Genomic DNA, 13,857 nt, shown 5'->3' with positions numbered 1-13,857 from the left:
AATATATTATCGTAAGTAGTTAATTTATTGAATGTGGGTATAAGTTTCTATGTAGATAATAATCATTTTCGTTATAATAGTCTTAATAATATGAAAATTTAAGGGGTTGGAAGCCATGAAAGAAGAGTTAGATTATTTGAGGCCAAGGTTAATGGAGATTTTTACGTATTTACATGCAAATCCTGAAATTAGCTGGCATGAAGTAGAAACCACCAATTATATAGTTGAGCTATTAACACAGGAAGGATTTTCTCCTATACGGTTTAAAAATTCCACAGGTCTATACGTCGATGTTGGCCATGGATATCCAAAAGTGGGGTTAAGAACAGATATAGATGCCTTATGGCAGGAGGTCGATGGTCATTTCCGTGCAAATCATTCCTGCGGTCATGACGGACATATGACGATGGCCATTGGTACGCTATTACTTTTAAAAGACTTACAGCAATCATTTAATGGTACAATTCGTGTTATTTTCCAACCGGCAGAAGAAAAGGGAACTGGAGCGTTATCTGTTTTAGAGGAAGGTGTTATTGATGACTTAGATTATTTATTTGGTGTTCATGTACGACCTGTCCATGAGCTAGAGGATGGTACGTATTGTGCTGCGCTCTATCACGGTGCCTCTCGCTTGCTTGAGGGGGAGATTATAGGGGAGGATGCCCATGCTGCAAGACCTCACCTAGGCATTAATGCCATTGAAGTAGGCGCAACGATCATTGAAGATTTAAGAACTATTCATACTGATCCTATGGTGCCAGTGTCTGTTAAGATGACGAAATTTCATGCTGGTGGAGATTCAGGCAATATTATTCCTGGTAATGCATCGTTTACGATTGATATTCGTGCCCAGCAAAATAATGTAATGGATGATTTAGCACAAGGGGTAAAGCGCGTTATAGATTCCTCTAAAATCTTGCATAAGGTGCAGATTGAATTACGCACTGTTGCGAATATTGTAGCTGCTGAAGTCGACACAAGTGCACAATACATGATGGAGCAGGCCATTATACAGGCTGTGGGATTATCGAATTTAAGAAAGCCAGTTCATACACCTGGTGGAGAAGATTTTCATCACTATGCTGTGCAACGACCACATTTAAAAACAACGATGCTTGGCTTGGGCTGTGGTCTTACACCGGGATTGCATCATCCAAAAATGAAATTTAAACAAGCAAGACTTGTCACGGGAGTTGAAATTCTAACGAGGGCAGTACTGCTAGCATTGGATTCAGGGCAGACAAAGGAGGCGTCAGCATAATGTTAGAGCAAGTGCGTATACAGAAAGTAATGACACCGGTAGAAATTGCAGAGGTCCAAAAATTGAATGCAGAAATATGGGGTAGCCAAGCAATTCCCTCCCATCAATTACTAGCAGCTGTACAAAATGGTGGGTTAATAGTAGGGGCATATTTAGGAGAAAAGCTAATTGGCTTTAACTATTGCTTCGTGGGTTATCAAGATGGCGAAATGTACTTACATTCGCACATGATTGGTGTAGAAAAAGCATATCGTGAACAAGGTGTAGCTGAATTATTGAAGCACGCGCAACAAGAATATGCAAAAGAACATGGTTTTCAGCTTGTCCGTTGGTTAATTGAACCGTTAGAAGTACGTTTAGCTAATCTAGCGTTTCTAAAACTAAATGCCACTAGCTATCAATATGAAAATGATTACTATGGCCCGCTCCAGGATGATTTTAATGAAGGACTACCTTCAGATAGGTTAGTCGTTGAATGGTGGATCGAGCGTGACCAAATGACAGATAGCCTTGATGAATTAGAAGAAATAGCGGGGGAGATTGTACCGTGGACATTAACCGTCGATGGCTTACCTGCGCTTGATGTGGAAAATGCATTTCAGATGGAGCAGTCCTTTTACAAGGATGCCTATCTCTTACCAATTCCACAATCTTTACAGAAAATGAAAGTAGAGAGTCCAAAACTTGCAGAGGATTGGCGTTATAAAATACGCACAATCTTAACTACATTATTTAATCAAGATTATGCCATTGTACGTATGAAGAAGCACCCAGAATATGTTCATAGCTATCTGTTAGTCAGACGCTCCTTATTAGCCTTATAATAAGGATAAGGAGTGAATATCGTGAGAGTAGAAAAGATAACGTTAAGGCACTTAAAAATGCCCATGAAAACACCATTTACAACGAGCTTTGGCACAGTCGATGAAAAAGAGCTGTTATTAGTAGAAGCAAGAGATGAGTCAGGAATTACAGGATGGGGAGAAACCGTTGCTTTTGTAGCACCTTGGTATACAGAAGAGACATTAAAGACCACATGGCATATGCTACAGGATTTTTTGATACCCATCTTGTTACATAAAGAGATTGGGCATCCAGATGAGGTCAATTCCTTATTTGCCCCTATTCGTCGAAATTGTATGGCGAAGGCTTCGATAGAGGGTGCTGTCTGGGACATCTATGCTCAACTAACGAAGCAATCACTTGCACAGGCATTAGGTGGCCAAAAGCAGCGTATTGAAGTCGGAGTCAGTGTAGGTATCCAGCCTTCCACTGCGCAATTAATAGAGGTAATAAAAAGTCATATTGAAAAGGGTTACAAAAGGGTGAAAATAAAAATAAAGCCTGGCTATGATGTTGAGGTAGTACGAGCAATCCGTGCGGAACTACCAGACTTACCTTTGATGGTGGATGCAAACTCTGCTTATACATTAGAGGATATAAATATACTTCAGCAGCTGGATGACTTTCGTTTATTAATGATTGAACAACCATTAGCTACGGATGATATTGTCGATCATGCAACATTACAGAAAAAGTTAAAAACGCCTATTTGTTTAGATGAAAGTATCACATCTTTTGAGGATGCCAGACGAGCGATTGAGCTTGGGAGCTGTGGTGTTATTAACATCAAGATTGGACGAGTAGGTGGTTTAACAGAAGCGAAACGAATCCATGATTTATGTAAAGTGAAACGAATTCCAGTTTGGTGTGGTGGTATGTTAGAAGCAGGGATCGGACGAGCACATAATATTGCCTTAACATCGCTTAGTCATTTTATTTTACCTGGTGATACTGCAGGTTCTAGTCATTATTGGTATGAAGATATAATTGTTCCTGAAGTAGTAGTGAAAGATGGTTATATTGAGGTGTCGCAGTCAGTTGGTATTGGGTATGCGCCTAATATGACTATTATTGATAAGTTAACGATTAGTACAGAGGTCTATCAATAAAGCATTAGTAAGTCAATAAAGGAAAAACAAGGAGAGAACTGATTGAAAAAAAGCTTGCAAGTCGGTGGGGCCTATGTAGGAATCATCGTTGGAGCTGGATTTGCATCAGGACAGGAAATTGTCCTCTATTTTACAAGCTATGGCTTTCAAGGCGTATATGGTGCGCTGTTAGCCATGGTTGGCTTCTCTATTGTTGGCATGTGTATTGCTCAAGTGAGCTCAAGACTCCGCACAGCCTCACATAAGGATTTGATTTATCAAATTTCAGGGAATACGATTGGCTTTGTGTTGGATTTTGTATTATCTCTCTTTTTATTTGGTGTAGCCGTGATTATGTTTGCTGGTGCGGGTGCAACATTTCAGCAAATGTTTGGACTACCTATTTGGCTAGGGAGTATTTGTATGATTTTACTTACAGTAGCTACGGTCATGATGGATGTCAAAAGCATTATTAATATCATTGCCCTTGCCACACCCTATCTACTAACAATTGTCTCTATTATCGCAATCTATGCTATAGCAACGATGGACCTTACCTTTGTAGAGCAGGCAGTTATTGCCCAACAGGTTCAAGTAAGTGCAAACAGTTGGTGGGTGACGGCCTTACTGTATATGTCATTCAATGTAGGGGTTAGCTTTTCTTTACTAACGGTTATGTGTGGTTCTATACGCAATGCCAAAGTTGCTGGCATGGGTGGCATAATTGGTGGCATTTTGTTAGGCGCTTTAATTTTACTTGTTAATTTTTCCCTTCTAGCAAAAATGAATATCATTGTTGGACTAGATATTCCAATGCTAGCCTTAGCGAATGAAATTCATCCTATAGTGGGCCTTTTAATGGCAATTTCCCTTTTGGGGATGATTTATAATACGGCCGTAGGAATGCTCTATTCTTTCATGGTAAGATTTTTCGAGCCTAGTAAAGCTAGCTTTAGAGTAGCGGTTATTTTTATAGGTGGTCTCGGATTTCTAGCGAGTCTTGTAGGCTTCACGACACTAGTCGCAAAGCTGTATGCAGTCATGGGCTATGTAGGTTTGGTGTTAATTATATTTATTGTTTCTGCGTGGTTAAGGGGTACGAGGAAGATTATTTAATATAAAAATGGTAATTGAGAGATAGCTTTTGTTCTCAATTACCTTTTTGTTTGGATAAAAAATTTGTAGAAATAGTGAATTATTTCAGTTGTAGAGTTTAGCGAACTTACTGATATTTTGTTTATTAGACACGTTTTTTAGTTAATACTCAATAAAACGAGAATAATTCTCAATTGTTGGTTGACTGACAATAAAATCATGCTTATAATGGGAAACGTGAGTAATGATAATCATTTTCACTAGAAAGTGAATTACACACAAAAATGAAATCTACCGGGGATTACTATGAAAATAAGATATCTTTTAACAGCAACGATTGTGCTGTCTATTGTGTCGCTATTTATCGGAGTAATAGATATTAAGCCTAGCGACCTATTAGACTTTCAATCAGAAGAAGCTAGACTATTTTTAATTAGTCGTGTACCTAGACTTGTTGCTATTTTGCTAGCAGGTGCAGGTATGAGTATTGCTGGTTTAATTATGCAAAGCTTAAGTAGGAATAAGTTCGTATCGCCAACAACAGCTGGTACATTAGATGCCACGCGGTTGGGTGTATTGATTTCCATGATGTTCTTTACGAATGTCACGTATTTTCAAAAAATTTCCTTCGCTTTCATATTTGCTTTAGCCGGCACATTACTATTTATGCAAATATTAAACCGAATTAAGTTTAAAGATGCGATTTTTATACCGCTTATTGGCTTAATGTATGGAAATATTTTGTCCTCAGTTACAACATTCTTTGCGTACAAGGCGAATATTATCCAGAACATTTCTGCATGGTTACAAGGAGATTTCTCATTAATCATGAAAGGCCGTTACGAACTGTTATACATAAGTGTACCAGTACTCATTTTAGCTTACATTTACGCAAATCGTTTTACTGTAGCTGGGATGGGAGAGGATTTTGCAAAAAATCTTGGTCTATCCTATAAATTTGTGGTGAATTTAGGCTTAGTGTTGGTAGCCCTTATCTCCACAACAGTGGTGTTAACAGTCGGTGTCATTCCTTTCCTTGGTTTGATTATTCCAAACATAATTTCACTGTTTAAAGGTGATAATTTGGCAAAAACCTTGCCACATACAGCATTACTTGGTATGTCATTTTTATTATTCTGCGATATCTTGGGACGTGTACTGATTTTCCCTTATGAAATACCAATTAGTATGACTGTTGGTGTAATTGGAAGTGCCATCTTCCTATTCATGTTGTTTAGGGGGAGAGCATATGCGTAATCGTACAAAAATGTTCATTTTACTAGGTCTTGCCGTAATAGCCATTTTATTGTATTTATTTTGGGCACTAAATGGTAACTATCATTATGCTTTTCCACGTCGTGTCATAAAGGTAGTAGCGATGTCGTTAACAGGTATAGCTATTGCCTATTCAACAGTAGTTTTCCAGACAATTACCCATAATCGTATTTTAACGCCAAGTGTCATGGGATTAGATGCTTTATATATGTTGATTCAAACATTCATCTACTTTTTCTTTGGCTCTACATCTATATTAGTCATTAATATTTACTATAATTTCACGCTTGCTATTGTAGTGATGATTATATTCGCTTTAATTTTTTACCGAGTATTATTTAAAGAAGGAAAGCGACCGATTTATTTTTTACTGCTTGTCGGAATGATTGTTGGTACGTTTTTAGGAAGTATTACGACGTTCTTCCAAGTATTAATCGATCCTAATGAGTTTTTAGGTTTACAAAGTAAAATGTTTGCAAGCTTTAATAATGTCAATTCAGATTTAGTTTGGCTAGCAGGTGTTATCATTTTAATAACGTTTGCATATGGTGCTCGCCACATGAATCAATTAGACGTGATGTCCTTGGGACGAGATACAGCGATTAATTTAGGTGTACCTTACGATAAGTTGGTACAACGTATGTTGATTTTAGCTTCGATCTTGATTGCCGTTTCGACGGCGCTCGTTGGGCCGATCACATTCTTTGGTTTAATTGTTGCAAATTTATCGTATCAGTATTTCAAAACATACAAGCATTCTATTTTGATTACTGGCTCCTGTGTCATGAGTATTATTGCTTTAATCGGTGGACAATGGATGGTTGAACGTGTATTTGGTTTCAGTACTACACTTAGTGTCATTATTAATTTTGTGGGTGGGGTTTACTTCATCTACTTATTATTAAGAGAAAGTAGGTCAGCAGGATGATTCAAGTCAAAGAAATTACGAAGTTTTTTGGGAAAAAGCCTGTCGTTCAAGATGTAAGTGTTGACATTGTTTCAGGAAAAATCACATCTTTTATTGGACCGAATGGTGCAGGGAAGTCCACGCTACTTTCAATGGTAAGCCGTTTACTGAATGCAGATACTGGCGAAGTACTACTCGATAAAGCAGATGTACGTCGTTGGAAATCAGATGATTTTGCCAAGCGTGTCTCGATATTAAAGCAATCAAACTTTATGAATGTCCGTCTAACCATTCGTGAGCTTGTATCCTTTGGTCGTTTCCCTTATTCAAAAGGAAACCTAAAGCCTGAAGATGAAGAAAAAGTGGACGAAGCTATTCGCTACATGAATTTAGAAGATATGCAACAAAGTTATTTAGATGAACTATCAGGCGGTCAACGTCAGCGTGCTTTTATTGCAATGGTTATTGCGCAGGATACAGAGTATATCTTACTGGACGAGCCATTGAATAATTTAGATATGAAGCATTCTGTCCAGATTATGAAGATTTTACGTAAACTTGTTGATGAGTTAGGGAAAACAGTGGTCATCGTATTACATGATATTAATTTTGCCTCTGTTTATTCTGATAATATCGTGGCATTGAAAGATGGCCGTGTAGTTAAAAACGGTCCTACAAATGACATTATTAACTCAGATGCATTGAAGGAAATCTATGATATGGATATCCCTGTTCAAGAACAGGATGGCTGTCGAATTTGTGTTTATTTTAATTCGTAAAAATAGTTATCGATGGATCAACCATCAATTGACTATCAAATAAATTATTTAAAGGAGAATTTTACAATGAAAAAATGGAAATTACTTACGGTATTAATGGCAATGATGCTATTAGTATTAGCTGCTTGCGGTTCAAAAGACGAAGCAAAAGAAGAAGATAAAGGGACTTCAACTGACAAACCGGCTGAAGAACAAAATGAAGAATCATCAGTATACCCACTAACAATTCCTGGAAGCACAGTTGAAGGTCGTGATAGCACTACTACATTTGAAGAAGTAAAACTTGATAAAATGCCAGAAAAAGTTGTCGTTTTTGATAATGGTTTCCTAGATACATTAGATGCTTTAGGTGTTAATCCTACTGCTGTAGTACAAGATTCATTACCAGCTTACTTAAGCAAATATAAAGATAGCACTTATGTAAATGCAGGTACATTATTCGAACCTGATTATGAAAAACTATCTGAAATCAACCCTGATATTATTTTCATCTCTGGTCGTGCATCAGCAGCTTATGCTGAATTATCTAAAATTGCACCTACTGTATACGTTGGTGTAGATAACAATAACTTCTTAGAGTCATTCAAAGCTAATACAGAATTAGCAGGTAAAATCTTTGGTAAAGAAAAAGAAGCAGCAGATGCAATTGCTGCCTATGAAGCAAAAGTAGAAGAAGTAAAAGCAAAAGCAACTGCAACAGAAGAAAAAGCATTAATCGTTTTAGGTAGTGAAGGTTCATTATCTGTATTTGGTCCTGGTTCACGTTTCGGTGTGATTCATGATGTATATGGTGTAAAAGCTGTAGCTGAAGCTGGCGGATTTAAAATTGAGTCTCATGGTGATAATGCAAGCTTTGAGTTCGTACGTGAGAAAAACCCAGATATTTTATTCGTTATTGACCGTGACGCTGTTGTAAATGAAAACGGTGAGTCAGGTACAAAAGCAGCAATTGAAAACGAAATCGTAAGTGCAACAAATGCTGTGAAAAACAGTAAAGTATTCTACTTGGATCCGGAAGTTTGGTACCTTTCAGGTGGCGGTTTACAATCAGAAACACAAAAAGCTGAAGATGTGTTAAAGGCGTTTAACTAATATGTTTGTACAAATTAAACGTATCGTTGTGACGGAAGGTAATTCGGATAAGGTTGTGGAACGCTTTGGTGCTAAGCCAAACAGTCCATCATTACTTGAACAACAACCTGGTTATATTGATAAACAGGTTCTTGTAAAGAAAGTTCGCCGCGGTGATGAGGAAGTGCTAGTGATGGTTCGCTGGGAATCAGAAGAAGCATGGAAAAATTGGGAGAAGAGCCCTGAGCATATTGCCGGCCACAAGGCAAGCGCAGGAAAGCCAAAGCCTGATCATATCATTGAAAGTGGACAAGAAGTTTATTATGTAAAAGGTTAATAGCCTTAAGGTGTCTCAAGAGATTGAGGCACCTTTTTTAATACATATAAAAGCAGGTCACATTGATGATGGTGACCTGCTTAACTATATTTTAATGTTTGATTGATGTTTTTCGCCACCCACTAAATGTTGAATCCATATTAAAGGATATCGTGCTTTCATTGATGGACAATCCTGAAATGCTTGTATTTCCTTGCTCATCAAAATGATCTTGAGTCGTCGTCTCCATTTCTAGCCCTCTAGCATTGATGATGGTGTATTGTGGTGTCATATAGACAGAAGGTGAATCTAGGTTTAATCCAAAGGTAAAAGGATTGACAGATGCCATACTGGATAAACTTTCGGTCGAAACTCTTATAATGCCATGCTGCTCCATATAAAGATCCCTTTTTTGTTGGAATGTATCCTCAAATCCAGGAATATCACTAATAAGATTTGATACGGTTGAAATACCTTGATATGCTGCTAAAGTTTCTTGATAAGCTTTTAACTCGGATTGAATAATGACTTGCTCCATTCGATGTTGATCAATTGTAGGCTGTTTAATTGTAATTTCTTCAGCTGAGACAGAGATATTACATGAAAAAGTAGCCGTAAGTATGAAAATAGTTTCATTTAATGCATTTTTCAATATTAAATCACTCCCAGTACAAAAGAATTTATTGTTCACTAATGTTTAATTTATTGCTATAAAATCTTTTGTTCTAATAATACAGATATTGTAGTAATATCAAATTCCGTTAATTGGTATATTAGGTAATTAGGACAGAAATAAACATACAGAAAATAATATTTATTTCAAACCGTAAGTCCTGATCCCCTTATTTGTAAATTAAATATGTATTAGACAGTACAGATAGTCATTTACCAGTACTTTCATTTGTTTTACATAGCAGTAGTATATTGAGCAGGATAAAAATCTTGCTATAGCTAAAATTACTAATCCTCGAGTTACTATAAGCGTAACATCTGTTAGAACGCCATTTCAAGGGTAAGTTTACGCCACTTTAGTGGCGGTGCTTAGTTCTCTACCGCCATTTTTTTAGTAATTATTAGCAAAAATCTGGCGTGGTTTGCATGAATAACGCCATTTTTTGGCGGTCTCTATCTCTAAAAAAGAATTAATGCTTTTATATGGCTTACCTAATTATGTTACTAGTATTAATTCCCACTAATCTATATAATATCTAGTAATATGCTAGAGAGGAGAGAGGACTATTGAACGGTTTAGATGAACGTATTAATGAATCATTAGACATTCTTATAGAAAATGAGACATTACTGGGACATGAGCTACAATTACTGTTAAAAAGCTTTAAAGAAGAAAAAACAACCAGAGGTTTTTCCTTTGGTAAGTTATGCTTTTGGCATTACGAAGCATTTTCTGACGGAGTAAATGAAGATATCTATAAAGTAGCTGCGGCAATTGAACTTTTAATACTTTCCTTTGATATTATTGATGATATACAGGATAAGGATTCAGACTATATTTGGAGTAAAACACCTGAGTTATCATTAAACGTTGCCTTAGCAATGCTGATCATGGCTTCTAAAGCAATCGATGACACTTCCTTTGAGCATAAACAAGTTGCTATAAGACTACTTGAGAAATACGCGTTACAAAGTATAAATGGTCAACAACTAGATTTACTAAATAATTGCCGCGATGAAGAATCCTATGTACAAATGATAACTCAGAAATCTGGCTCTTTAACAGCAATGGGCTGTTTGATCGGCGAAGTACTTGCAAAAGGGGAAGTTTCTAAAGAAGTAGAGGAGTATGGGAAATACATAGGTATTATCCAGCAAATTAAAAATGATATACAAGGCTTGAAAGTGTGGGGCCCTAAAAATGACCTGCTAAACAAAAAATATTCATTGCCTATTATCTACCTTTTAACCAAGAAAAATGATATTTCAAATTCTGTTGCCAGCTATTATAATGATGATATAGTTACAGTTTTAGATCAAAATGCAACAGAAAATGAGTTGACAAATAGTGGGGCAATACGCTATGCCATCACAATAAAAAATGTTTACAAGTTTAAAGCCTTGAATTACCTTGAAAATGTAGAGATAAACGAATTAGGTAAAATATATCTGCAAGAATTAATGAAATGAGGAGAGATTAGTATGATTAATGTAATCCAGTATTTAGAACAAAATCCTAGCCTAGTTGGACTATTAAAAGAACAAAAAGCCTCATTAATTGGAGTTTCACCTGTTGAACAAAAAGCAATTCTAGAAGCATTTAGCGGAGAGATGATTGCAGAAAGTGATGTTTGGAACTAAAAACATTGCGTAGTAAATTATTTTGGCCAGCTATAATTCTCTATTTAATGATTGGCTTTTATTTAAATTATGTGAATTATAGCGCGCCATATATTGATATTGAGGTAGAAAAAGAAAATGGTCAGTGGGTAGTAACTCAACTTGATTATAAAGACTGGGCGGACAGTCAAAATATAGCCATTGGTGATGTTATTGTAAAGGTAGATGAACGTCCAATTGACCATTTAAATCAGCTGAAGTATAAATCCAAAATATTATCAGCTAATGATTTAACAGTTATGAAGCCAAGTGGAAGTTTAATAAACATACATATTAGACACTTAGATATTCCTCAGCAATTTTTATATATATTTTTTGTTCCGGCGTGTTATTATTTTTTGACGTTATTCATTGCGTTTTATTTACATTCCAAGCAAAGGAATTCAAAGTTAGCAGACTTACTTATTCTTTTTATGTTAAATGTTTCATTAGCATATGTGAGCAGTGGTGTCTCTGGTAGGTTAGATGCGATCGGTATTATCGTCAATCGTAGTAGTATGGTGTTATGTTTAGTCCTATTATTACATTTTTTAAGAAATTACTTTTTATTTGTGAAAGCGAATTGGGTATTTATGGATAATATCAAACTCTTTTATGTTTTCCCCATAATCGCTTTTATACTAGGTTTTACAGGCACTATTTATCCTGCTGCTAACGATATTCTTTCCAATATAGTATTAGCCATGTTTCTTCTTCTCCTTGTGATTATCCTTAGTATTTTACTAATAAGCTATTTCAAATACAGCTCACCACAGTTGAAAATTTTATTAAATAGTATATTAATACCGTTTCTACCATTTCTTTTTTTGTATGCACTTCCACAAATTCTTTTTCATACGTACATTCTTTCAGCTGAAATTTGCTCATTATTTTTATTGCTTATACCTTTTAGCTTTATCTTTACACAACTAACGGAAAGGCTATTTGATATTGAGTATCATATTACAAGATTACGCTATTATGTCATATTCTCTTTAAGCTTTACGTTATGGATTACTATGGGACTGTATTTTATTGCAGGACAGTATTTAACTATGACTGTCATGTCAGGAGTAGCACTTTTTACATTTTCATCATTAGTAATTCTCTTTTACGTAAAAGAAAAGGTTGATTATCGAAAACGGAAAATACTATTTTCTACAAAAGGTGACTATATTCATCAACTATATACTGCTGTAGATAAAATTGGTAAAACCATTAAAATCGACGAGCTTTTAGAGAAATTTGCTTATGAAGTTTCTATGCATCTTGAGTTAGAGGATGTTTTTGTCATAACATATAACTATGTTACGAATGAATTCTTAACGATGGCTGGAGAAAGTTTTACGATTCATCCTGATACTGTGGAAGAGTTGAGATTAGGAGAAATAAGAAAGATAGACAAAGTTTATGTAGCCTTTCTCCATCAAGACGCACATTATAAAAGAGCATTAGTGTTGGGGCATAATAATACGATCCATTTAAAAGATGAGGAGCTTTTATGGCTTGAATTGCTCCTATTGTATGTAAATAATTTTATTGAAAATACAAAGATGGTGGAAGAACTGATAGAGGAACTAAAGCATATGAAACAGGCTGACGATGGTCAGTTACCATGGCTAAATAAGCTATTATGGTTAAGGTTTGAAGAAGAAAAATACCAGTTAGCTCAAGAGTTACATGACACCAATTTACAAGAGCAACTCCATATTGCACGAGAAGTGGATGTCCTTGTTAATGCAAAGAATACATCGGATATTCAAGAGCAACTTGCTAAAATTCATAAACAAATGCTTATCTCTTTATATGAATTGCGGAGCTATTGTGAAAATCTAAAGCCTCCTTTATTGGATACTTTAGGTTTAAATGCTGCATTAGAAAAGTTAATTCGAAAAGTTCAAGAAAGAGCTAACTTTGTGCTCATTTATACAATCGATCGTCTTTATTTAGAGGATGAGCGCATGAATTTAATGATTTATCGATTGTTTCAAGAACTACTGAATAATGCGTTAAAGCATTCCTATGCCGCATCCGTTGAAATCCATTTAAATGAGATGAATGATGGCTTTGAAATCATTTATAATGATGATGGTGTAGGCTGTAACGTGGAGGATATTATTGTAGCAGAGTCTATGGGTATTCGAGGTATGCAGGAGCGTGTAAAAGCATTTAATGGGCAATTTTATATTGACGCTCACATAAACAAAGGGATGTCTATTAGAATAATAGTGAAAGAAGGGAGTGAAACACTTGATTACGATGCTCATAGTGGATGATCACCCAATAGTATTAGAGGGAACTAAAAACTTATTTCAAGAGAATGATGATATTATCATTGATACGGAAAGCGATGCTACTTGTGTTATTCAAAGAATAAAAAATAAGCCATATGATATCTATTTGATTGATATCAATATGCCACTCGAAAATGGCATTAACTTAGCCCGTAATATTAAAGCTTTTCAGTCAAATGCTGCAGTTATCCTCTATACAGGTGATGATATCACGGATTATTACCCGCTTATTTTGGAAAGAAAAATAGAAGGCATTTTAGCTAAAACGGCCTCTAAAGAGCAAATTTTACGAACGGTGAGAGCCATTGCAAACGGAGAAATTGTTTTACCTAAAAATTTCTTGGATTTTTTGGATGATAAATTTAAACTGCAAGATGCAAAAGATATTCATTTAAATGAAAAGGAAAAGAAAATTTTAAGATTGATTGCGGAGGGCCATACAAATAAAGCCATCGCGATTGAATTAAACATTCCTCAGCGAACAACTGAGAGATATTTGACACAACTCTTTTCTCTGCTCAATGTAGATTCACGAACAGAGGCTGTAAATCTAGCTGAAAGAATGAATTTACTCTAAACTATTTCTATGCTATACTC

Annotated in this window: 14 protein-coding genes; 13 read left to right on the top strand and 1 reads right to left on the bottom strand. The window is 35.8% G+C overall.

From position 1 onward, the window contains the following. Positions 1-115 precede the first annotated feature (115 nt). The 9 genes from NST76_RS20160 to NST76_RS20120 all read left to right on the top strand — a co-directional run bounded on the left by NST76_RS20160 (position 116) and on the right by NST76_RS20120 (position 8,656). Positions 116-1,261, top strand: a complete 1,146-nt coding sequence (locus tag NST76_RS20160; RefSeq protein WP_036128409.1) for a M20 peptidase aminoacylase family protein — start codon at positions 116-118, stop codon at positions 1,259-1,261. Beyond that, the gene (locus NST76_RS20155) at positions 1,261-2,085 is read left to right on the top strand and encodes a GNAT family N-acetyltransferase (protein WP_058844744.1); all 825 of its coding nucleotides are present in this window, start codon (positions 1,261-1,263) and stop codon (positions 2,083-2,085) included. Before NST76_RS20160 ends, NST76_RS20155 begins: the two co-directional genes overlap by 1 nt. Positions 2,086-2,106: 21 nt before the next feature. After that, positions 2,107-3,213, top strand: coding sequence for an o-succinylbenzoate synthase (gene menC, locus NST76_RS20150; RefSeq protein WP_342535129.1), 1,107 nt, complete (start codon positions 2,107-2,109; stop codon positions 3,211-3,213). Between the two features lie 42 nt (positions 3,214-3,255). Next, positions 3,256-4,308, top strand: a complete 1,053-nt coding sequence (locus tag NST76_RS20145; RefSeq protein ID WP_036128403.1) for a membrane protein — start codon at positions 3,256-3,258, stop codon at positions 4,306-4,308. A 285-nt stretch (positions 4,309-4,593) separates the two neighbouring features. Continuing rightward, on the top strand, positions 4,594-5,544 hold the full coding sequence (locus NST76_RS20140; RefSeq protein WP_036128401.1) for an ABC transporter permease: 951 nt from the start codon (positions 4,594-4,596) through the stop codon (positions 5,542-5,544). After that, entirely contained in the window at positions 5,537-6,490 is a 954-nt protein-coding gene (locus NST76_RS20135; protein WP_036128399.1) for an iron chelate uptake ABC transporter family permease subunit, read from the top strand. Before NST76_RS20140 ends, NST76_RS20135 begins: the two co-directional genes overlap by 8 nt. Then, the gene (locus NST76_RS20130) at positions 6,487-7,248 is read left to right on the top strand and encodes an ABC transporter ATP-binding protein (RefSeq protein ID WP_036128397.1); all 762 of its coding nucleotides are present in this window, start codon (positions 6,487-6,489) and stop codon (positions 7,246-7,248) included. The genes NST76_RS20135 and NST76_RS20130 overlap by 4 nt, the downstream gene beginning before the upstream one ends. 66 nt (positions 7,249-7,314) lie before the next feature. Further along, on the top strand, positions 7,315-8,340 hold the full coding sequence (locus NST76_RS20125; RefSeq protein ID WP_036128395.1) for a siderophore ABC transporter substrate-binding protein: 1,026 nt from the start codon (positions 7,315-7,317) through the stop codon (positions 8,338-8,340). Position 8,341: 1 nt separating this feature from the next. Next, the gene (locus NST76_RS20120; protein ID WP_036128393.1) at positions 8,342-8,656 is read left to right on the top strand and encodes an antibiotic biosynthesis monooxygenase; all 315 of its coding nucleotides are present in this window, start codon (positions 8,342-8,344) and stop codon (positions 8,654-8,656) included. A 91-nt stretch (positions 8,657-8,747) separates the two neighbouring features. Here the strand turns inward: NST76_RS20120 and NST76_RS20115 are convergent, their stop codons facing one another. After that, positions 8,748-9,287 (bottom strand): hypothetical protein, encoded by a 540-nt coding sequence (locus NST76_RS20115; protein ID WP_036128391.1) that lies wholly within the window; start codon positions 9,285-9,287, stop codon positions 8,748-8,750. A gap of 587 nt (positions 9,288-9,874) precedes the next feature. Between NST76_RS20115 and NST76_RS20110 the strand changes: the two genes are divergently transcribed. The 4 genes from NST76_RS20110 to NST76_RS20095 are packed head-to-tail and all read left to right on the top strand — an operon-like array spanning position 9,875 to position 13,837. Continuing rightward, the gene (locus NST76_RS20110; protein ID WP_036128377.1) at positions 9,875-10,777 is read left to right on the top strand and encodes a polyprenyl synthetase family protein; all 903 of its coding nucleotides are present in this window, start codon (positions 9,875-9,877) and stop codon (positions 10,775-10,777) included. A gap of 12 nt (positions 10,778-10,789) precedes the next feature. Beyond that, on the top strand, positions 10,790-10,948 hold the full coding sequence (comX, locus tag NST76_RS20105; protein ID WP_036128375.1) for a competence pheromone ComX: 159 nt from the start codon (positions 10,790-10,792) through the stop codon (positions 10,946-10,948). Positions 10,949-10,995: 47 nt separating this feature from the next. Then, positions 10,996-13,242 (top strand): ATP-binding protein, encoded by a 2,247-nt coding sequence (locus NST76_RS20100; RefSeq protein WP_051891772.1) that lies wholly within the window; start codon positions 10,996-10,998, stop codon positions 13,240-13,242. Continuing rightward, the gene (locus NST76_RS20095; protein WP_244504882.1) at positions 13,226-13,837 is read left to right on the top strand and encodes a response regulator transcription factor; all 612 of its coding nucleotides are present in this window, start codon (positions 13,226-13,228) and stop codon (positions 13,835-13,837) included. Before NST76_RS20100 ends, NST76_RS20095 begins: the two co-directional genes overlap by 17 nt. Positions 13,838-13,857 lie beyond the last annotated feature (20 nt).

It is taken from the genome of Lysinibacillus sp. FSL W7-1291 (assembly GCF_038593415.1).
Taxonomy (GTDB): Bacteria; Bacillota; Bacilli; order Bacillales_A; family Planococcaceae; genus Lysinibacillus; species Lysinibacillus fusiformis_D.
This window is presented reverse-complemented; position numbering and strand designations above follow the sequence as displayed.